At 60.3% G+C, this 21,501-nt stretch carries 18 protein-coding genes; 3 read left to right on the forward strand and 15 right to left on the reverse strand.

What is annotated here, in order from left to right; genetic code table 11:
* Window positions 1-144: 144 nt before the first annotated feature.
* From CQ009_RS28770 to dksA, 14 genes are all read right to left on the reverse strand, one after another.
* Window positions 145-1,161 carry a class I SAM-dependent rRNA methyltransferase gene (locus CQ009_RS28770; RefSeq protein WP_105709396.1) on the reverse strand — a complete coding sequence of 339 codons (1,017 nt, stop codon included), beginning with the start codon at window positions 1,159-1,161 and terminating at the stop codon, window positions 145-147.
* 161 nt (window positions 1,162-1,322) lie between these two features.
* Window positions 1,323-2,195 carry an oxygenase MpaB family protein gene (locus tag CQ009_RS28775; protein WP_105709397.1) on the reverse strand — a complete coding sequence of 291 codons (873 nt, stop codon included), beginning with the start codon at window positions 2,193-2,195 and terminating at the stop codon, window positions 1,323-1,325.
* A 51-nt stretch (window positions 2,196-2,246) separates the two neighbouring features.
* On the reverse strand, window positions 2,247-4,184 hold the full coding sequence (gene acs, locus CQ009_RS28780; RefSeq protein ID WP_105709398.1) for an acetate--CoA ligase: 1,938 nt from the start codon (window positions 4,182-4,184) through the stop codon (window positions 2,247-2,249).
* A gap of 343 nt (window positions 4,185-4,527) precedes the next feature.
* The gene (gene pgi, locus CQ009_RS28785; RefSeq protein ID WP_105709399.1) at window positions 4,528-6,192 is read right to left on the reverse strand and encodes a glucose-6-phosphate isomerase; all 1,665 of its coding nucleotides are present in this window, start codon (window positions 6,190-6,192) and stop codon (window positions 4,528-4,530) included.
* A gap of 224 nt (window positions 6,193-6,416) precedes the next feature.
* On the reverse strand, window positions 6,417-6,797 hold the full coding sequence (gene panD, locus CQ009_RS28790) for an aspartate 1-decarboxylase (RefSeq protein ID WP_064392475.1): 381 nt from the start codon (window positions 6,795-6,797) through the stop codon (window positions 6,417-6,419).
* A 209-nt stretch (window positions 6,798-7,006) separates the two neighbouring features.
* Entirely contained in the window at window positions 7,007-7,867 is an 861-nt protein-coding gene (panC, locus tag CQ009_RS28795) for a pantoate--beta-alanine ligase (RefSeq protein ID WP_064392476.1), read from the reverse strand.
* Complete coding sequence (gene panB / locus CQ009_RS28800) at window positions 7,864-8,664, reverse strand: 3-methyl-2-oxobutanoate hydroxymethyltransferase (protein WP_016983495.1); 801 nt, start codon at window positions 8,662-8,664, stop codon at window positions 7,864-7,866. Before panB ends, panC begins: the two co-directional genes overlap by 4 nt.
* A 402-nt stretch (window positions 8,665-9,066) precedes the next feature.
* Window positions 9,067-9,552, reverse strand: a complete 486-nt coding sequence (gene folK / locus CQ009_RS28805; protein WP_064392478.1) for a 2-amino-4-hydroxy-6-hydroxymethyldihydropteridine diphosphokinase — start codon at window positions 9,550-9,552, stop codon at window positions 9,067-9,069.
* Window positions 9,553-9,555: 3 nt separating this feature from the next.
* A complete protein-coding gene (locus tag CQ009_RS28810) occupies window positions 9,556-10,956 on the reverse strand; it encodes a polynucleotide adenylyltransferase PcnB (protein WP_064392480.1) in 1,401 nt (466 codons plus the stop codon).
* Between the two features lie 734 nt (window positions 10,957-11,690).
* Window positions 11,691-13,127 carry a sigma-54 dependent transcriptional regulator gene (locus tag CQ009_RS28820; RefSeq protein WP_064392482.1) on the reverse strand — a complete coding sequence of 479 codons (1,437 nt, stop codon included), beginning with the start codon at window positions 13,125-13,127 and terminating at the stop codon, window positions 11,691-11,693.
* A 22-nt stretch (window positions 13,128-13,149) separates the two neighbouring features.
* The gene (locus CQ009_RS28825) at window positions 13,150-16,104 is read right to left on the reverse strand and encodes a sensor histidine kinase (RefSeq protein WP_161806676.1); all 2,955 of its coding nucleotides are present in this window, start codon (window positions 16,102-16,104) and stop codon (window positions 13,150-13,152) included.
* Window positions 16,088-16,264, reverse strand: coding sequence for a hypothetical protein (locus tag CQ009_RS28830; RefSeq protein ID WP_003176118.1), 177 nt, complete (start codon window positions 16,262-16,264; stop codon window positions 16,088-16,090). The genes CQ009_RS28825 and CQ009_RS28830 overlap by 17 nt, the downstream gene beginning before the upstream one ends.
* Before the next feature lie 77 nt (window positions 16,265-16,341).
* Window positions 16,342-17,238, reverse strand: a complete 897-nt coding sequence (gene gluQRS / locus CQ009_RS28835) for a tRNA glutamyl-Q(34) synthetase GluQRS (RefSeq protein WP_105709400.1) — start codon at window positions 17,236-17,238, stop codon at window positions 16,342-16,344.
* A 204-nt stretch (window positions 17,239-17,442) separates the two neighbouring features.
* Entirely contained in the window at window positions 17,443-17,886 is a 444-nt protein-coding gene (dksA, locus tag CQ009_RS28840) for an RNA polymerase-binding protein DksA (RefSeq protein WP_007909922.1), read from the reverse strand.
* Between the two features lie 334 nt (window positions 17,887-18,220).
* Between dksA and CQ009_RS28845 the strand changes: the two genes are divergently transcribed.
* A complete protein-coding gene (locus tag CQ009_RS28845; protein ID WP_105709401.1) occupies window positions 18,221-19,393 on the forward strand; it encodes a pyridoxal phosphate-dependent aminotransferase in 1,173 nt (390 codons plus the stop codon).
* Complete coding sequence (gene sfsA / locus CQ009_RS28850) at window positions 19,393-20,106, forward strand: DNA/RNA nuclease SfsA (RefSeq protein ID WP_105709402.1); 714 nt, start codon at window positions 19,393-19,395, stop codon at window positions 20,104-20,106. Before CQ009_RS28845 ends, sfsA begins: the two co-directional genes overlap by 1 nt.
* On the opposite strand, the gene CQ009_RS28855 is transcribed toward sfsA, so the two are convergent.
* A complete protein-coding gene (locus CQ009_RS28855; protein WP_064392493.1) occupies window positions 20,103-20,420 on the reverse strand; it encodes a Rieske (2Fe-2S) protein in 318 nt (105 codons plus the stop codon). The two genes, sfsA and CQ009_RS28855, sit on opposite strands and share 4 nt — an antisense overlap.
* Window positions 20,421-20,585: 165 nt before the next feature.
* Between CQ009_RS28855 and CQ009_RS28860 the strand changes: the two genes are divergently transcribed.
* Window positions 20,586-21,458, forward strand: a complete 873-nt coding sequence (locus CQ009_RS28860; RefSeq protein WP_105709403.1) for a hemin ABC transporter substrate-binding protein — start codon at window positions 20,586-20,588, stop codon at window positions 21,456-21,458.
* Window positions 21,459-21,501: the final 43 nt, after the last annotated feature.

The raw sequence follows: 21,501 nt of genomic DNA on the forward strand, positions 1-21,501 counted from the left end.
AGATTCTTCTGTAGGAACGCTTTCCATGTGGGAGCGAGCCTGCTCGCGAAGGCGTTCTTTCAGTCACCCTATCTGGTGGCTGATACACCGCTTTCGCGAGCAGGCTCGCTCCCACAATGGAGGGGTGTTAGCCGCGCGAGCGCTTCAGAGCTGCAAGATCAGGGTTTTCAGCGGCGGTTGCTGATCCATCGACGGGAAGTCGGCGCCCGGGGTCATTACGCTCCACTCGCGGACTGGCCGGCCCGCCTTCTCGGCGCAGCGCAACACCTGTTCGCGCCAGTCGTCCATGCTGACTTTCGCCAGATTGTTGCAGCAGATCAGCACGCCGTTGTCGGCAGTGGTCAGCAGGGCCGGTTTGAGCAGGCTCTGATAGTCGCGCAGCAGGTCGACGGTGCCGAACGCGCTCTTGGCCCATGCCGGTGGATCGAGTAGCACCAGATCGTATTGACGCTGATCGAGGCGCTGATAGCTCGGCAGCTTTTGTCCACGGCGCTGACTGATCGGCAAGCCGGCGAGTTGGCGGATGGCCGGGAAGTAATCGGACTGGATAAATTGCATTTCCGGCAATTGCGGGTTGAGCTGACCGTTCTCGCGACCGACCGCCAGATTGCCTTCAGCGAAGTCCAGATTGCACACTTCACTCGCGCCACCGGCGGCTGCGCTGAGGCCGACACCGCAGGTGTAAGCGAACAGGTTGAGCACGGATTTGCCTTTGGCGTGATCCTTGACCCAGCCGCGAGTGTTGCGCAGGTCGAGGAACAGCAGCGGATCCTGCCCGGCATGACGCCCGCGCACGCGGTAATTGAGGCCCCATTCGTGACCGATCAGATCGACCAGCGCAGCGTCGTCGGCCTTGTAGACGCTGTCTTCACGGTCGATACGCGAGTTGCCACGGGAGCGGTCGTTGTAAACCAGCAACGTTTCCAGGCCCAATGTCTGATTGACCATGGCGTGCAGTTGCAGCAGGTCGTCGCGTTCCAGCGTCTGGTGGAAGCTTTGCACCAGCAATTGCGGGCCGTAGCGGTCGATGGTCAGACCGCCGGCGCCTTCCTGGCTGCCATGGAACAAGCGATAGCAATCGGTGCCCTGGCGGTGCAACTCGGCCAGCAGATCCTGGCGTTGATCGAGGGCGGCGCGCAGCGCCTGATTCAAGGAAGACATGCGGGCGCCTTGCTGGAGAGAATTGGGGCGCGGGAGTTTAGCAGCTTGGTGGGCAATCGAGTTGCGCCCTTCGCGAGCAGGCTCGCTCCCACATGGGATCTGTGCTGCAAATCAAATCTCCTGTGGGAGCGAGCCTGCTCGCGAAGGGCTCGACGAAGCTTTCAGTTCAGCAAGCCCATCCGCCGTTTGGCCCGTTGCACCGAGCCATTACGCATCGCCCAGCGCAGCATCGGCACGCTGCGTCTGACGCTGGCGCGAATCAGCTGGCGTTGCAGCGAACTCTGCCGCACATCGAGCATGTCACTGGCCCAGTCCGGCAGCAGATCAATACCGGCCTTCATCATCAAATCGCCAAACGGCCGCGCGAGAACACTCGGTGCCGGCGCGGCGAGCAACAGGCGCAACACCTCACGGCTGCGCTCGTCGCACAGCAGCTGCGGGCGCATCCGTTGCAGATAATCAGCCACGGCCTGCCGCGATTTCGGCGCATCCCGTGCGCCCAGGCGTTCGGCAATCACGGCGATTTCCGCGTAATAACGATCTTGATCGGCCGCCGACAAGTGCGGATTGCGATAGCGCAAATGCGCCGCCAGAAAGTTGCTGACCTCGGCCACATGCACCCACGTCAGCAAATCCGGATCGCTCGCCGCGTAGGGCCGGCCATCCGGTGCGGTGCCCACCACCTGCAAGTGAATGGTGCGGACTTTCTCGATCAACCAGTCGGCGTCTCGTCGCGATCCAAATGTGGTGCCGGAAACAAACTGGCTGGTACGGCGCAAGCGCCCGAGCATGTCTTGACGAAAGTTCGAATGATCCCAAACCCCGGCCAACGCCAGCGGATGCAGCGCTTGCAGCAGCAACGCGCTGATGCCGCCGATCAACATGCTGCTGAAGTCGCCGTGCACTTGCCAACTGACCGAGTCGGGGCCGAACAGGCCGGGATCGCCCTTGGGGTTTTCCAGGTCGAGTTGGCCGAGGGACAGCCCGGTCAGGCTCATGAGTTGCTGTTCGATACGACTGCGGATGAATTCCATGACCACTCAGTGAAGAAAGGCGGGCGCGACCAGTAGACCGCGCCCGGGATGTTACTGATTGAGGCGCTTGTCGATCAGGCCCTGTACCACGCTCGGATCGGCCAGGGTCGAGGTGTCGCCGAGGCTGTCGAGTTCGTTACAGGCGATCTTGCGCAGGATGCGCCGCATGATCTTGCCTGAGCGGGTTTTCGGCAAGGCTGGCGCCCACTGGATCAGGTCCGGTTTGGCGAAGCTGCCGATTTCCTTGCTGACGTGGTCGAGCAATTGTTTCTTCAACTCGTCATTCGATTCGGCGCCGTTCATGGGCGTGACGAAGGCATAGATGCCCTGGCCTTTGACGTCGTGGGGGTAACCGACCACGGCGGCCTCGGCGATGCTGTCGTGCAGGACCAGTGCGCTTTCCACTTCGGCCGTACCGATGCGGTGGCCGGAGACGTTGATCACGTCGTCGATGCGCCCGGTGATCCAGTAATCGCCGTCCTCATCGCGGCGCGCGCCGTCGCCGGTAAAGTAGTAGCCGGGGTAGGGTTTGAAATAGGTATCGACCATTCGCTGCGGGTCGCCATAGACACTGCGGATCTGCGCCGGCCAACTGGATTTGATCGCCAGCACGCCGCTGCCGGCGCCTTTGATTTCCTTGCCGTGTTCATCGAGCAGCACCGGTTGCACGCCGAACAGCGGCTGCGTGGCGCAACCCGGCTTGATCCGTTGTGCGCTGACCAGCGGGCTGAGCATGATGCCGCCGGTTTCGGTCTGCCACCAGGTATCGACGATGGGGCAGCGTTGTTCTCCTACGACGTTGAAATACCATTCCCACGCTTCCGGGTTGATCGGCTCACCGACGCTGCCGAGTAATCTGAGGCTGGCGCGCGACGTTTCCTTCAACGGCTCGGCGCCTTCGCGCATCAATGCGCGCAGGGCGGTGGGGGCGGTGTAGAAGATGTTGACCTTGTGTTTATCGATCACCTGCCAGAAGCGTGAGCTGCTCGGGTAGCTCGGCACGCCTTCGAACATCAGCGTGGTCGCGCCATTGGCCAGCGGGCCGTAGACGATGTAGCTGTGGCCGGTGACCCAGCCGACGTCGGCGGTGCACCAGAACACTTCGCCGTCGCGATAATCGAGTACGTATTTGAAGGTCATCGCCGCTTGCAGCAGATAGCCGCCGGTGGTGTGCAGCACGCCTTTGGGTTTGCCGGTGCTGCCGGAGGTGTAAAGGATGAACAGCGGATCTTCGGCGTCCATCGGCTCCGGCGGGCAATCGTCGCTGACGTCGCGCACGGCCTGGTGATACCAGAGGTCGCGGCCCTCGACCCATTCGACTTTGCCCTGCGTACGCTCGACCACTACAACGGTGCTGACGTCCGGGCAACTCTGCAGGGCTTTGTCGACGTTCTGTTTCAGTGGCACGAACTTGCCGCCGCGCACGCCTTCGTCGGCAGTGATCACGGTGCGGCAGTCGGCGTCTAGAATGCGGTCGCGCAGGGAGTCCGGGGAGAAACCGCCGAACACCACCGAATGGACCGCGCCGATCCGCGAGCAGGCAAGCATCGCGTAAGCGGCTTCGGGGATCATCGGCATGTAGATGCACACCCGGTCGCCTTTCTTCACGCCACGGCTTTTCAGCACATTGGCCAGTCGGCAGACATGGTGGTGAAGTTTTTTGTAAGTGATTTGTGCCGATTCGGCGGGGTCGTCGCCTTCCCAGAGCAGGGCGGTTTGATCGCCGCGTTGTTCGAGATGGCGGTCGATGCAGTTGTAGCTGACATTCAGTTTGCCCCCGGCAAACCAGGCGGCCTCTCCGGTTTTCAGGTCATAGCGCTGAACGGTCTGCCACGGCGTACTCCAGTCGAGGAAGCGCGTGGCCTGTTCGGCCCAAAAGGTGCTGGGGTGTTCAATGGATTCGCGGTACAGGCGCCGATAGTCTTCCTGACTCAATTGCGCAGCCCGGCGGACGGCATCGGCTTTGGGGAACGTGCTGATATCGAACATGACGGTTCCTTATTCTTGTGGTGCGACAAGGATAAAGATGCGCCGATGGGGGCAAGGGTTCAAGGGCGGCAGACGGCTCCCCACCGCGAAGAGCCCCTCACCCTAACCCTCTCCCAAAGGGAGAGGGGACTGACCGAGGTGTTTGGGCTTGATACATCGACCTGAAATTCCTGAGTCGAACTCAAGTAATGAAAAGCGCGAAAATCGGCTCCCTTTCCCCCTCGCCCTTGGGGGAGAGGGCTGGGGTGAGGGGGAAACGATCTGGCTGTCAGCGCGCAATCCACGCCAAACGCCAGACGAAAAAAAGCCCCTGAACTTCAGGGGCTCTCTATCAAGCGACTGATCACCCGCGGTGACGACCGCGGAAGTAGTTGATCAGGCCTTGGGTGGAAGGGTCATCGGCAACGGTTTCATCGCTGCCCACCAGGCGGTTGTAAACGCCTTTGCCCAGTTCCTTGCCCAGTTCCACGCCCCACTGGTCAAAGGCGTTGATGCCCCAGACCACGCTTTGCACGAACACTTTGTGTTCATACATCGCCACCAGTGCGCCGAGACGACGCGGGCTGATGCGCTCGACCACAAGGGTGTTGCTCGGACGGTTGCCCGGGATCACCTTGTGCGGTGCGAGTTTGTGCACCTGCTCTTCGCTCATGCCCTTGTCGCGCAACTCTTGCTCGGCTTCCGGCAAGGTCTTGCCGAGCATCAGCGCCTGGCTTTGCGACAGGCAGTTGGCGTACAGCCACTGATGGTGGTCGGAAACCGGGTTGAAGCTGACGATCGGCACAATGAAGTCGGCCGGGATCAGCTGCGACCCTTGATGCAGCAACTGGTGGTAAGCGTGCTGACCGTTGCAGCCGACGCCGCCCCAGATCACCGGACCGGTATCGGTCGACACTGGCGTGCCGTCCTGACGCACGCTCTTGCCGTTGGATTCCATGTCCAGTTGTTGCAAGTGCTTGGTGATGTTACGCAGGTAGTGGTCGTACGGCAGGATCGCGTGGCTCTGCGCACCCCAGAAGTTACCGTACCAGACACCGAGCAGCGCCAGCAGCACCGGCATGTTCTGTTCGAACGGCGCGGTCTGGAAATGCTGGTCCATGGTGTAGGCACCGGACAGCAGTTCCTTGAAGTTGGACATGCCGATGGCCAGGGCAATCGGCAAACCGATGGCCGACCACAGCGAATAACGACCGCCAACCCAGTCCCACATCGGGAAGATGTTTTCTTCGCGGATACCGAACGCCACGGCTGCCGCGTTGTTGCTCGAGACGGCGATGAAGTGACGATACAGCTCGGCTTCCGAACCGCCCTGCGCCAGGTACCAGGCACGAGCAGCCTGGGCGTTCTTCAGGGTTTCGAGGGTGTTGAACGACTTCGACGAAACGATGAACAGCGTGGTCTCGGCGCGCAGCTTCTGCGTCAGCTCGTGGAATTCGCTGCCGTCGATGTTCGCCAGATAATGGCAACGTACGCCTTTCTGTGCGTACGACAGCAGCGCTTCGGACACCAGCTCCGGGCCGAGGAACGAGCCACCGATGCCGATGTTGACCACGTCGGTGATCGGCTTCTCGGTGTAACCGCGCCACAGACCGTCGTGGATGCGGCCGACCAGATCGGTGATCTGGTTCAACACTTTGTGGACTTCCGGCATCACGTTGACGCCGTTGACCGATAACTTGTCGCCTACCGGGCGGCGCAGGGCGGTATGCAGCGCCGGGCGGCCTTCGGACGAGTTGACGATTTCGCCGTCGAACAGCGCCTTGATTGCGCCCTTGAGATCGACTTCGTTGGCCAGACCCACCAGCAGATTGCGGGTATCGGCGTTGATCAAATTCTTCGAATAGTCGAGAAACAGTCCGCAGCTGCTGAGAGTGAACTGATTGAAGCGCTGCGGATCGGCGTTGAAGGCTTCGCGCATGCTGAAATCCTGCATGGCTTGGCGGTGATCTTTCAACGCTTGCCAGGCGGGCAGAGCGGTAACGTCGTGAGGAGTGCGGTAGTACGCCATCGCTGCGGTTTTCCTTTTTACTTGAACGGCCTTTTAAACACTGAACAGCCACGACACGCCATGTTTGGGCGTGGGGCCAACTGTGTCGCCACGATTTCTGGACACAGGGCGAATACAGTAAACCTCGCGCTGCGTTCTGTCTTGACTTTGTCTGACCAGATCCCTGTACTTTTTTAACATCGAGAGCGGGAACTGGCCGACAAACGGAACGAGGTGATACGCGATCAGGCAACCTGAACCGGGATGGCGTTGCTGGTATGGCTCAGCTCATTGCCCGGTCCCATGTAGAGCATGCGCGGCTTGAAATTGACCAGATCCGCTTCGCTGTAATGGGCGTAGGCGCAGATGATCACCCGATCGCCGACCTTGGCCTTGTGTGCGGCGGCGCCGTTGACCGAGATCATCCGCGAACCCTCTTCGCCACGGATTGCATAGGTGGTGAAACGCTCGCCGTTGTCGACGTTGTAAATCTGGATCTGCTCGTATTCACGGATGCCGGACAAGTCCAGCCACTCGCCATCAATGGCGCACGAGCCTTCGTAGTCGAGCACTGCATGAGTGACTTCGGCGCGGTGCAGTTTGGCCTTGAGCATGATCGCGTGCATGTGCATTTTCCCGGGTTGGAATCAAACGGCGGGCAGTGTGCCCGAAGGCTTTGAGGGCGGCAATATGGCTGGAATGCAATCTTCATGACGCTGAAAAACACTGTAGGAGTGAGCCTGCTCGCGATGGCGGTGTGTCATTCAACACTAATGCTGACTGACACACCGCTATCGCGAGCAGGCTCACTCCTACAGGGGGTATTGCGGTGTCTTTAAACCGGGGTATCGAGATTCAGGTGCAGGTTATCGATCAACCGCGTGGTGCCGAGGAACGCGGCCACCAGAATCACCAGATCGCGATCCTCCGCCGTCGCCGGACGCAAGGTCAGGGCATGACGGATTTCCAGGTAATCCGGACGCAGACCCGCGGCTTCGAGCTGTTGCAGCTGAGCGCTGATCAGCGCCGGAAAGTCGCGTTCGCCTTGCTTGATCGACTCGGCGATGTTGCTCAGGCTGCGATAAACCACCGGGGCCGCCGCACGTTGTTCTTCGCTGAGGAAGCCATTGCGCGACGACAGCGCCAGTCCGTCGGCGGCACGCACGGTCGGCTCGCCGATGATCTGGATCGGCATGTTCAGGTCATGCACCAGCGCGCGGATCACCGCCAGTTGCTGGTAATCCTTCTGGCCGAAAATCGCCAGATCCGGCTGGACCATGTTGAACAGTTTGCTGACCACGGTCGCGACACCTTCGAAGTGCCCCGGACGGCTGGCGCCGCACAGGCCTTCGGAGAGTTGCGGCACGCTGACCCGGGTCTGCCCGGCCATGCCGTCGGGATACATTTCCTCGACAGTCGGCGCGAACAGCAGGGAGCAACCGGCTTCGAGGAGTTTTTCCTGATCCGCCGCCAAGGTGCGCGGGTACTTGTCGAGGTCTTCGCCGGCGCCGAACTGCAGTGGGTTGACGAAAATGCTTGCGACCACAAAATCCACGCGTTGCGTGGCTTTGGTGATCAGCGCGACGTGGCCGCTGTGCAGGTTGCCCATGGTCGGCACAAAGCCGATGCGCTTGCCTTCACTGCGGGCACGGGCCACAGCGGCGCGCAGTTCGCGTACGGTTTTAACGGTGTTCATGCAGAGAATCCGTGTTCGATGCCAGGGAACGTGGTGGCTTTGACTTCGTTGACGTAAGCCTTCAGTGCGGACTGGATGCTGTCCTGACCGTGCATGAAGTTCTTCACGAACTTCGGCACGCGGCCAGTGATCGACAGGCCGAGCATGTCGTGCAGTACCAGCACCTGGCCGTCGGTGGCGTTACCGGCACCGATACCGATCACCGGAATCTTCACGGCCTGGCTGATTTCAGCGGCCAGTTCACTCGGTACGCATTCCAGCAGCAGCATCGCCGCACCGGCCTGTTCCAGCGAGATCGCGTCGGCGCGCATCTGCCGCGCCTGGTTCTCGTTACGGCCCTGCACTTTATAGCCACCGAGAATGTTCACCGCTTGCGGGGTCAGGCCCATGTGCGCGCAAACCGGTACACCGCGCTCGGCGAGCAGACGGATCGACTCGGCCAGCCACAACTGACCTTCGACTTTGATCATGTGCGCGCCGGCCTGCATCAGCATCGCGCTGTTGCTCATGGTTTGTTCGAGGGTGGCGTTGGCCATGAATGGCAGGTCGGCGAGGATCAGGGCATCGGTATTGCCGCGTTTGACGCAAGCGGTGTGGTAGGCCATTTCTGCGGTGGTCACCGGCAAGGTGCTGTCGTGACCTTGCAGGACCATGCCGAGGGAGTCGCCCACCAGCAGCACTTCGACACCGGCCTCGTTGCAGGCGTGAGCGAAGGTCGCGTCATAGCAGGTCAGCATGGTGATCTTTTCACCTTTCTGCTTGAGGCTCTGGAGCGTGGTCAGGGTGATGGCTGGCATGTAAAAAATCCTCGTTCAGGCGCTCTGGAAACTGCTGCGAGTAACGCGCGTGATTCGTCATCTACTCAGGCGCACGCTCTTTTGTCGTGCTTATAAGGCCTGGATTGCGCCCGTATGTGCCGGGTTGGCGGCAGCGGGACGCCTATAGTCGTGATGAGCCAACAGGAAGTCAATTGCGTGTGTTACCGCATTGTTACGAGGGGAGTGTTACCGGCGTTACTGATGCGATTCAGCGGCGCGGCAGGGCTGATTCGCGGGGTTTTTGTCTGACAATAAATCTGAATAGGGCGCAGACCCTGTAGGAGTGAGCCTGCTCGCGATAGCGGTGGATCAGCCAAAAAATCTGTGGCTGACAGAACGCTATCGCGAGCAGGCTCACTCCTACAAAGGGGCGGATTTGCGTCAGGCGTGGGGGAAGCGTTCCAGGCCGACGAACGGGCAGGCTGCCAGCAGTTCGGGGAGGTTTCGGCCGTCGGCAAGGCGCAGATCCTGCGGCGCCAGTTCGGCGAGGGGATAGAGCACGAACGCACGTTCCTGAATCTGGTAATGCGGGACTTGCAGGCGCGGCTCGTCGATCAGTCGATCGCCGAACAGCAGAATGTCCAGATCCAGCGTACGCGGGCCCCAACGCTCCAGGCGTTCACGCCCTTGATCGTTCTCGATCGCTTGCAAGGCATCGAGCAATTCCAGCGGTGCAAGCGAGCTGTCGAGTGCCGCCACCGCGTTGGTGTAACGCGGCTGGCCCGGCAACAGGGAATCACTTTGATAGAAGGCGGAAACGCCAGCAAGCGTGGTCTGCGGCAATTGCCCCAGCGCCTCGACGGCGCTGCGCAATTGTTCGGCAGGGTCAGCGAGGTTGCTGCCCATGCCGATATAGATGCGTTCCATCGCTTATTCGCCCGTGGCGCTCGGGGCGCCGGCGCGTTTGCGCTTGGAGCCACCGCTGCGGCGACGTTTGCGTGGCGCGCCACTGGCGTCATCACCTTTGCCACTGAGGTCGCGGATCATGTCGCGACGCTCGCTGTCGTTGGCGTCCTGATAGTCCGTCCACCATTCGCCGAGGCCATCAGTTTCCTCGCCCGCACTTTCACGCAGCAGGAGGAAGTCGTAACCGGCACGGAAACGCGGGTTGTCCAGCAACAGGTCGGCGCGTTTGCCGCTGCGGCGTGGCAGGCGTTCCTGCATGTCCCAGATCTCGCGGATCGGCATGGTGAAGCGCTTTGGAATCGCGATGCGCTGGCACTGTTCGGCGATCAGCTCGTGCGCACCTTCCTGCATCGCCGGAATCGGCGGCATGCCACGTTCCTGCAGGCGCAACACGCGGGCCGGCAGGGCAGGCCACAGCAGCGCGGCAAACAGGAACGCCGGGGTCACCGGTTTGTTCTGCTTGATGCGCAGGTCGGTGTTGGTCAACGCTTCGCTGATCAGCGTGTGGGTGTATTCCGGGTTGTGTTCCAGCGCATCGGCACTGGCAGGGAAAAGCGGGGCGAACAGTTGCAGATCGACGAGCATTTCGAAGGTGATCGCGGCGTGGCCCGAGAGGAACAGCTTGAGCACTTCTTCGAACAGACGCGCCGACGGGATCTCGCGCAGCATCGGCGCCAGTTCACGGATCGGCTGTACGGTGTGCTTTTCGATGCCGAAGTTGAGCTTGGCGGCGAAACGCACGGCCCGCAGCATGCGCACCGGGTCTTCCTGATAGCGTTGCTTCGGGTCGCCGATCAGGCGGATCAGGTGGTTGCGGATGTCGTGTACGCCGTTGGCGTAATCGAGGATGCGCTCGCTGACCGGATCGTAATACAGGGCGTTGATGGTGAAGTCGCGGCGTTGCGCGTCTTCTTCCAGGGTGCCATAAACGTTGTCGCGCAGAATCCGCCCGCTTTCGTTACGCGAAGACTGGTTGCTGTCTTCGTCGTCTTCGTTGACCGGGTGATTGGCGCGGAATGTCGCGACTTCGATGATTTCGCGACCGAAATGGATATGCACCAGTTTGAAGCGACGGCCGATGATTCGCGCATTGCGGAATTCGGCACGGACTTGCTCGGGGGTGGCGCTGGTGGCGACGTCGAAGTCCTTGGGCGTGATGCCCAGCAGCATGTCACGCACGCAACCGCCGACCAGATAGGCCTGGTAACCGGCACCTTGCAGGCGTTCAACGATATTCACCGCATAGCGGCTGAATTGCGTTTTCTGCAGCGAATGTTGGCCGCTGTTAAGCACTTCAGGGGTGCTGCGGATGTGTTGCGTACGACGCACGGGAGCTCGGAATGACTGGAACAACTTCTTCAGCATGGGATGCACTGTTTGAAGGAATGTTCGGCCATACCAAAGAATGACCGCATGATGGGCGCAGATTCTAGCATTTAGTCGGGGGATGGTGTAGGACACGGCCGATTTGAGCTGCAAGCCGCAGGCTACAGGCATCGCGCGCGATAAAAATGGGGGATTTTGCAGCGGAGGAGAAACTACAAGGGGAGCCGAAGCTCCCCAAGAAGTAGTTGCGTGCTCTTTTTATTATTGATTCGGGCTTCTTGTTTTTGTTGAGTGCCCTCGCCACGAAGTGTTTCCTTCGTGACCCTCCCAATCGGGAGCCAAGAGCAAACGGATTGCTTTGGTCGCTGAATTGCAGTGATCTTACGATCCAACCAGTACAGGCTCTGTCTTAGGACAGTTTTTGTTGTTCTCGGCCTGGTCGTGGGGCAAGCCCCAAATACAACGCCTCTCCAAAAGAATCAGTTAGCTGCGCCTCTCGCCGTCTTGTTTTTATTGTGCGTGAGTCGATTCGTCTTATTTTTATTGTCTTGTGCATTGCTTGTTATTGTTCTTGTACCAAACATATAGCAGGGGTCGTGCCAACTTTTGCGAAGCCCAGTAAAACAAAGGGTTAGGTCGATATAACCGTTTTCTCGGGACGAAAAAAAGCCGGGGTTTCGTTACCGATAACCCCGGCTTCTGTTACGTGAATCGACTGAGGTAACAGTTTTTTCACATCTTCAAGCGTTACCCGCGCACTCGACAGGTAACGTTCAGCTCTCGCTGGCGACCCCGGTCTTGCGCCGCGGGATGCCCAGACGCTGACGGCGTTCCCACAGGCATTTGCGGCTGACGCCCAGTTTGCGCGCCAGTTCGGTCTCGGTCATGTGGTCCTGATGCTCAAGGACGAAGTGCTGGAAGTAGTCTTCCAGCGACAGGTCTTCGGTCGGCTCATGGCTGCTGTTGCTGGCGTTACCCGCCGTTTGTGGCGGCAGGCCGATGAACTCGTCGTCTTCCAGATCGCTCAGCTCGATGTCGATGCCCAGCAGGTCGGCAGAGATCTCCGGGCTTTCGCTGAGAATCACCGCGCGCTCGACTGCGTTCTCCAGCTCACGCACGTTACCCGGCCAGGAATAGTGACGAATCGCCTGTTCGGCATCCGCGGCAAATTTCAGGTCGGTACGGTTGATGCGTGCGCTCTGGCGCGCGAGGAAGGCCGTGGCGATTTCGTTGACATCGGCACCGCGCTCGCGCAGCGCAGGCAGTTTCAGCGCGATCACGTGCAGGCGGTAATAAAGGTCTTCACGGAACTGGCCGATTTTCGCCAGGCTTTTCAAATCCCGGTGAGTCGCCGCGATCAGTCGTACATCGACCTTCTGCGACTGCACCGAACCGACCCGGCGAATCTCGCCTTCCTGCAACACGCGCAGCAGGCGGGCCTGGGCTTCCAGTGGCAGCTCACCGATTTCGTCGAGGAACAACGTGCCGCCGTCCGCCGCTTCGACCAGGCCGGCGCGCCCGGCGCTGGCGCCAGTGAACGCGCCTTTTTCGTGGCCGAACAGTTCGGACTCGATCAGGCTTTCCGGGATGGCCGCGCAGTTCACCGAGATCATCGGTGCCTTGGCGCGTTTCGACAGGTTGTGCAGGGCGCGGGCTACCAGCTCTTTACCGGTGCCGGACTCGCCCTGGATCAACACATTGGAGTCGGTCGGCGCAACTTTGCGGATCTTGCTGTACAGATCCTGCATCGGCGGGCAGGAACCTATGATGCCGATCTCTCCGTTGCTGTTGTCGACCGCGGATTTGCCGCTGCCGTTGGTCGTTTTCACGGCAACGGGCTCGCCGGCAGCAGGGGCTGATTGGCGGTCACGCAGGATCCGCGCGACAGCCTGAAGCATTTCATCGTGGTCGAAAGGCTTGGCGATGTAGTCCACCGCGCCCATCTTCATCGAGTCGACTGCAGAACGCAGGCTGGCGTAACTGGTCATGATCAGCACTGGCGTGCCCTGGCCGAGCTTGATCAGCTCGGTGCCCGGCGCGCCCGGCAAACGCAGATCGCTGACGATCAGATCGAACGTAGGAATGGTGAAGCGTTCTTGTGCTTCCTGCACTGAACCGGCTTCGCTGACCTGGTACTGGTTGCGTTCCAGCAGGCGGCGCAAGGCGGAGCGGATAATTGTTTCGTCTTCGACGATCAAAATGTGCGGCATTGATTCGATACTCTCGACGGTCTCAGTTCACAGCGGACGTCGCTTCGACATGACGCGGTAAGGTCACCCGGATACGGGTGCCGCGTTGGCTTTGTACATCAGCCGGGCTGTCGATGGTGATTTGTCCATAATGCTCTTCAACGATGGAATAGACCAGTGCAAGGCCCAGACCGGTGCCTTCGCCAGGATCCTTGGTGGTGAAGAAGGGTTCGAACAATCTATCCATGATGTTCTTCGGAATACCGCTGCCTTCGTCTTCGACGATCAGATCGACCGTGTGTTCGCCGGCTTCGCTCTTGACCCGTACCGCACTGTGCGGCGGCGAGGCGTCGCGGGCGTTGGAGAGCAGATTGATCAAGACCTGGGCGAGTCGCTGCGGGTCGCCTTCGACCCAGTGATCGGGGTCGCACAGGTTGTAGAACTGCACTTCGAAATTGCGTCGGTTCAGCGCCAGCAGCCCGATGGCGTCCTGTGCCACTTCCGCCAGACAAACGGGCTCGTCGCTGTGCTGATGGCTGCCGGCGTGGGCGAAACTCATCAACGACTGCACGATGCGCGATATGCGTTTGGTCTGTTCGAGAATCTGCCCGCTGATTTCCGTCAGCTCGTCGTCTTCTTCGCGTTCCTCGCGCAGGTTCTGCGCCAGACAGGCGATGCCGGTGACCGGGTTGCCGATTTCGTGGGCCACACCCGCCGCGAGGCGACCGATGCTGGCCAGACGTTCGGAGTGCACCAGTTTGTCTTCGAGCATCTGCGTTTCGGTCAGATCCTCGACCAGCAACACCAAACCGCTGTTGCCCGGCGCCAACGGCTCATCGATAGCGGCTTTGTGCAGGTTCAGCCAGCGGGTCTGACCGTCGAGGGCCAGATGCTGTTTGTGCAAATGTTCGTCGGGCAGGTTGATGAAACCCTGGAGCAATTCTTTCCACGGCTCGCCAATGGTGCTCAGGCGCGAACCGACCACGCGCTGCGCGGCGATCCCGGTGAGTTCTTCCATGGCCTTGTTCCACATCAGGATCTCTTGATCCTTGGCCAGCGAGCAGACGCCCATCGGCAGTTCCTGCAGGGTCTGGCGGTGGTAGCGGCGCAGGGCATCGAGTTCGGCGGCCAGACCGGTGAGGCGCGAGTGATAATCCTCGAGGCGGCTTTCGATGAAGTGAATGTCTTCGGTCACATAGTTTTCGCCGCCAGCCTTGTACGGCAGGAAGGTTTCAACCATGTCCTGCGCGACGCTCGGGCCCATCAGGCCGGAGAGGTTGGCTTCGATGCGGTCACGCAAACGGCGCAAGGCGTAAGGGCGGCGTTCGTCGAAGGGCAGGTAAAGGTCACGCAGCGCTTGTTCGACTTCTTTTTGCGCAGCCTTGGCGCCCAGCGGTTTCGCCAACTGTGTGGCGAATTCCTGCGGGGAGGCGGCGTGCAGTTCGCGGCGTTGCGGGCGACGGACGTTGTCCACCGCGCAGGCCTCGGCGGCGCTGGCTTCTTCCGGACTGGCATTGGTGAACAGCGAGATCAGGGTGAACATCAGCACGTTGGCGGCGAGCGAGGCGATGGCCGCCATGTGCCAACTGGTGTCGTCGAGCACGTAAATCATGTTCAACAGCGGAATGTAGAAACCCTGCAGATTGCCGACCAGCGGCAGCAGCATGGTCACCACCCAGACCAGAATCCCCGCCAGCAGACCGGCAATGAAGCCACGACGGTTAGCAGTCGGCCAATACAATACCGACAACACGCCCGGCAGGAATTGCAGGGTCGCGACAAACGCGACGATGCCGAGGTTGGCCAGATCCTGCTCGGCGCCGAGCATCAGGTAGAAGCCGAAGCCGGCCATGATGATCGCGACGATCAGCGCCCGACGGGTCCACTTCAGCCAGCGGTAGATATTGCCTTCAGCCGGCGGCTGATAGAGCGGCAGAACCAAGTGGTTCAGTGCCATCCCTGACAGCGCCAGGGTGGTGACTATGATCAGGCCGCTGGCCGCCGACAGACCGCCGACATAGGCGAGCAACGCCAGCGGTTTGCTGTTGGCGGCGATACCGATACCAAGGGTGAAATATTCCGGATTGGTCGTGGCACCGAGCTTCAGGCCGGCCCAGAGAATCAGCGGCACTGCCAGACTCATCAGCAGCAGGAACAGCGGTAAGCCCCAGCTCGCACTGACCAGCGAGCGCGGATTTAGGTTTTCGGTAAAGGTCATGTGATACATGTGCGGCATCACGATCGCCGAGGCGAAGAACACCAGCAGCAGTGTCCGCCAAGGGCCTTCCTGCAATGGTGTATGCAGGGCGGCGAGGGCGGTCTGGTTTTGCAGCAGCCACAGTTCAAGCTGTTGCGGGCCGTCGAACACGCCGTACAGCGCATACAGGCCGACGCCGCCGAGGGCGATCAGTTTGATCACCGATTCGAAGGCAATCGCGAACACCAGGCCTTCGTGTTTCTCGCGGGTAGCGATGTGGCGTGAGCCGAAAAAAATCGTGAACAGAATGATCAGCGCGCAGAACGCCAATGCCACGCGGCTCTGAATCGGCTCGCCAGTCAGAATGCCAATGGAGTCGGCCACCGCCTGAATCTGCAACGCCAGCAGCGGCAGTACACCAATCAGCATGAAAATCGTTGTCAGTGCACCGGCCCAGGTACTGCGAAAACGGAACGCGAACAGATCGGCCAGCGACGACAGTTGATAGGTGCGGGTAATTTTCAGGATCGGATAGAGCAACACCGGCGCCAGCAGAAACGCGCCGGACACGCCGAGGTAGCTGGACAGAAAGCCATAACCGTACTGATACGCGAGGCCGACCGTGCCGTAGAACGCCCAGGCACTGGCGTAAACCCCCAGCGACAAGGTGTAGGTCAACGGGTGGCGAATGATTGCCCGCGGGATCATGCCCCGTTCGCTGATCCAGGCAACGCCGAACAGCACCGCCAGGTACGCGGCGCTGATCAGGATCATCTGGGTCAGGCTAAAGCTCATCGGCATCTTTTTGGCTCTGCAGGATGAAGGTCACGACAATCAGGATCAGCCAAAGCAGATAGGGGCGATACCAGGCGCCCGTAGCGTCGATCCACCAATCCATGATGGCGGGGGAAAACAGATAGATCCCCACGACTAAAAGCAGGACCAAGCGATAGATGTACATCCCGGCCTCTCTTTTTTATGCGCGTGCCCGAAAACGTGCGGCGATGGTAACGGATGGGCGCGCGACTGCAAGTGTCGTCATAGCAGTTGCGCCTCGGGCAGGGTCAGTGTGCGCGGTATCTTCGTCGCATCCCAATGCTTGCTGCCCCAACTGAGCAGTTCTTGCGGCGAGGCGTGCGCCAGTTCGGCACCGGGGTTTTGCCCCAGGGCGCGCAGGGCTCGCAGCAACAACGGCGTGGCTTGATCAGCCTGCAGCGGTGGCGAACGGTAGGACTTGCCGAGCTTGTTACCGTCCGGTTGGGTAATCAGCGGCAGGTGCAGATAACGCGGTTGGCGCAGGCCGAGCAGTTCTTGCAGATACAGCTGACGCGGAGTCGAGTCGAGCAGATCGGCGCCGCGCACAATGTCGGTGATGCCTTGCCACGCATCATCGAGCACCACGGCCAGTTGATAGGCGTAGAGCCCGTCGCGCCGGCGGATGACGAAATCGCCGACATCGCGCCCCAGATGCTGGCGGTATTCACCCTGCACGCGGTCGATGAAGTGGTATTCCAGTTCCGGCACGCGCAGGCGGATGGCGGCGTCTTGCTGGTCGTGGCCGAGATTGCGGCACAGGCCCGGATAAATGCCGTTGTACGCTTCGAGCTGTTTGCGCGAGCAGGTGCAGGCGTATGCGAGACCGTGATTGAACAGGCTGTTGAGAACGTCGGCGTAGGCGTCGTGCCGATCACTCTGCCGGACCATGTCGCCGTCCCATTCGAAGCCATAGCTTTCCAGCGCCTTGAGGATTGCCGCTTGCGCACCGGGCTCTTCACGGGGCGGATCGAGATCTTCCATGCGCACCAGCCAGCGACCGCCGACCGAGCGCGCGTCGAGGTAGGAGGCGAGGGCGGCAACCAGCGAACCGAAGTGCAAGTGGCCACTGGGGGTTGGGGCGAAGCGGCCGATGTGGGCGGGGGATGTTTTGGCAGTCATGAAGACGAAACTACTTTTCAGGCTATACGCAGGTCAACTTGTAGGAGTGAGCCTGCTCGCGATAACGGTGTGACATTCAACACCGATATTGACTGACCCACCGCTATCGCGAGCAGGCTCATTCCTACAAAAGGCAAAGGCAAAGGCAAAAGGCAGAAACAAAAACGGAGCGTTCGCACGCTCCGTTTTTCGTTCAGGTCGAGATTACTTGCCGACCTGCTTTTCCTTGATCTCAGCCAGGTTCTTGCAGTCGACGCACATGTCGGCGGTAGGACGGGCTTCAAGGCGCTTGACGCCAATCTCGATGCCGCACGAATCGCACCAGCCGTATTCGCCGTCTTCGATCAGTTGCAGTGTCTTGTCGATCTTCTTGATCAGCTTGCGCTCGCGATCACGGGCACGCAGTTCAAGGGCGAACTCTTCTTCCTGACTGGCACGGTCGGCCGGGTCGGGAAAGTTGGCCGCTTCGTCCTTCATGTGATCAACAGTTCGGTCGACTTCCTGCATCAAGTCCAGTTTCCACTTGGTCAGGATCTTGGTGAAGTGCGCGCGCATGGGTTTGCCCATGTACTCTTCGTCTTTGGCCTGAACGTAAGGTTCGAAGCCACTGATCGCCGTTTGCTGCTGTTGCTTTGCTTGGGTGGGCATGAAATGGACCGCCTCTACTCTTGTAATCCATTGCGCAGGATTGCTCCATCACCGACACCTGCCGGCCCTGCGGCTGCAAGCGGGCGAACTTACCAGATCAAATCGGCCTGCGCTACTCCCGGATGTCGAGGCCCCGGCGGGTGGCGCTTGCAAATGTTTGGCAAGCCGTGTCTGGTGGTGTTGAAGACCTGTTCAATCACTGATTTTAGTCAATCCTGGAGCGTACGCTCATATCGTTACAGTCCAGCGTTCTTGAGGCTGTGACCGCTACGGGTTCTCGCTCGTTCCGGCAGATGGGTAGAATCGTCTCTTTTTCCCTGCCGAAGGAAAACCAATGGCTCAGCCTTACAGTGCGCGCAGTCGTGCGATCGAACCGTTCCATGTGATGGCGCTGCTGGCGCGAGCCAATGAATTACAGGCTGAAGGCCACGACGTGATCCATCTGGAAATCGGCGAGCCGGACTTCACTACGGCCGAGCCGATCATCCGTGCCGGGCAAGCGGCGCTGACGGCAGGCAAGACCCGTTACACCGCTGCGCGCGGCATTCCCGAGCTGCGCGAAGCCATTGCCGGGTTTTATCAATCGCGATATGGCCTGAACATCGATCCGCGGCGGATTCTGATCACCCCGGGTGGCTCCGGTGCGCTGTTGCTGGCCAGTGCGTTGCTGGTCGATCCCGGGAAACACTGGCTCTTGGCGGATCCCGGTTATCCGTGCAACCGCCATTTCCTGCGTTTGGTCGAAGGCGCGGCGCAGCTTGTCCCTGTAGGGCCGGACGTGCGTTATCAACTGACCCCGGATCTGGTCGAGCGTCATTGGGATCACGATAGCGTCGGTGCACTGGTCGCCTCGCCGGCCAACCCGACCGGCACGATTCTGACTCGCGATGAGCTGGCCGGGTTATCTACAGCCATCAAGGCCAGACACGGCCATCTGGTGGTGGACGAGATCTATCACGGCCTGACGTACGGCACCGATGCTGCCAGCGTGCTGGAAGTCGATGACAGTGCGTTTGTGTTGAACAGCTTTTCCAAGTATTTCGGCATGACCGGTTGGCGCCTCGGCTGGCTGGTGGCGCCGGAGGCGGCGGTCAGCGAGCTGGAAAAGCTGGCGCAGAATCTCTACATCAGTGCGCCGAGCATGGCGCAACACGCGGCGCTGGCCTGTTTTGAACCCGATACCATCGCCATTCTGGAAGAGCGCCGCGCCGAATTCGGTCGTCGTCGCGATTTCCTCCTGCCGGCGTTGCGCGAGTTGGGATTCAACATTGCCGTGGAGCCTGAGGGCGCGTTCTATTTGTACGCCGATATCAGCCAGTTCGGCGGTGATGCATTCGCGTTCTGTCGTCATTTCCTCGAAACCGAACATGTCGCGTTCACGCCGGGGCTGGATTTTGGTCGCTATCAGGCCAGTCACCATGTGCGTTTTGCCTACACGCAAAACCTTCCTCGCTTACAGGAAGCGGTGGAGCGTATCGCGCGTGGCCTGAAGAGTTGGCAAGGCTGATGCGCTTTTATCCGGAACTTGAAGAAGCGCGGCTGATCCGTCGCTACAAGCGTTTTCTCGCCGATATCGAAACCGTTAGCGGCGAGTTGCTGACCATTCACTGCCCGAACACCGGTTCGATGCTCAATTGTCAGGTCGAGGGCGGGCAGGTCTGGTTCAGCCGCTCCAATGACCCGAAACGCAAATTGCCCGGCACTTGGGAAATCGGCGAAACCCCGCAGGGCCGCTTGTTTTGCGTAAACACCGGGCGCGCCAACGGGCTGGTCGAAGAAGCCTTGCAGGCGGGCGTGATCACCGAGTTGAACGGTTTCACTGCGTTGAAACGCGAAGTGGCGTACGGCCAGGAAAAAAGCCGCATCGATTTTCGCCTCGAATACCCGAGCGGCCCGGCTTACGTCGAGGTGAAAAGCGTCACCTTGGGCTTCGATGGCACGGCGGTGGCGGCGTTTCCTGATGCCGTGACCCAGCGTGGCGCCAAGCACCTGCGCGAATTAGCGCATCTGGCGCGGGACGGCATTCGCGCGGTGCAGTTGTACTGCGTGAATCTGACCGGGATCGAAGCGGTGCGTCCTGCCGAAGAAATTGATTCGGCTTATGCCCAGGCGCTGCGCGAAGCGGTGGCATGTGGTGTTGAAGTGCTGGCGTACGGCGTTCGCTTGAACCACGAAGAAATGGTCATCGATCGCCGTCTCGATGTATTGCTCAACGGTTAAACATCGATCCACAGGCCTTGCGCGTCTTCGCGGCAAGGGATGGCGGTGAGTGCTTGCCCGGCGCAGGGCCCGGCCACGCATTCACCGTCCTCGATGAGAAACAGTGCGCCGTGGGTGGCGCACTGGATCAGGCTGTTGCTCGGGTCGAGAAACTGGTCGGGGTGCCATTCCAGCCCGACGCCACGGTGCGGGCAGCGATTCAGATAAACGTAGGCCTGGCCGCTGCGGCGCACGGCAAACAGCTTTTTTCCGTCGACTTCAAACCCACGGCTGGCGGCTTCGGCGAGCTCGGCGCCCGCGCAGAGAAACTTCATGACTATCCTCTACTGTCCGCTCGTGTCTGGATATGTCCGAGCTTGACGTTTAAATGCAAACAATTATCAAATGGCGGCCTTCGTCCGCAGGGCGGCTGGCAGGGTCGAGGATACTTGGCCTGTTATCCGGATGCCCGGGAAAAACGTCTTTCAAGGAAGCTGTGTATGCGCCTGAGTACCCGCGTTGTCGTGCTGTGTGCCGGACTGTTCGTCAGCCATCAGGCTGCAGCGGCCGATTTGCCGCAACGATGGGTCAGCGCTGGCGGCGCGTTGTCGGAGTGGGTCGCGGCATTGGGGGGCGAGTCAAAACTGGTCGGCGTCGATACCACCAGCCAACATCCTGAATCCTTGAAGGCGCTGCCGAGCATTGGTTATCAGCGCAGTCTTTCGGCAGAAGGTATTCTCAGCCTGCGTCCGGACATCCTCATCGGCACCGAAGAAATGGGCCCGCCACCCGTGCTTGCGCAGGTGAAAGCGGCCAAGGTTCAAGTCGAATTGTTTTCGGCTCAACCGGATTTGCCGACGCTGGAGAACAACCTCACACATCTGGGCCGGTTGCTTGGCGCTGAAGCGCAGGCAACGCAGTTGTTGCAAAGTTATCAACAGCAACTCGATGCGCAGAAAGCACGAGTCACTGACACGCAATCCAAGCAGAAAGCACCCGGCGTACTGTTGCTGCTCGGCCACGCGGGCGGCAAGCCGTTGATCGCCGGCAAGGACACTGCCGCCGACTGGCTGCTGCAGCAGGCGGGCGGGCATAACCTGGCGACGCACACCGGTTACAAGCCGTTTTCCGTGGAATCCCTCGCCAGCCTCGATCCTGAAGTGCTGGTGTTCGCTGATCGTGCGCTGACCGGTGAGGCGGCGAAAGCAGCGCTGTTCAAGGAAAACCCGATTCTCAATTCAAGCCGTGCGGCCAAGGCCGGGCGCGTGCTGGAGCTGGATCCGACGCTGCTCGTCGGTGGGCTCGGACCGCGTCTGCCAGCCGCACTGAAAACCCTGTCTGACGGTTTCTACCCGGCCAAGAGCGGCCAATGACCACATTGGTAAAACCCCGTGGCTTGTTTATTGGCCTGACGCT

This window comes from Pseudomonas sp. MYb2, from assembly GCF_002979955.1.
Lineage (GTDB): Bacteria > Pseudomonadota > Gammaproteobacteria > Pseudomonadales > Pseudomonadaceae > Aquipseudomonas.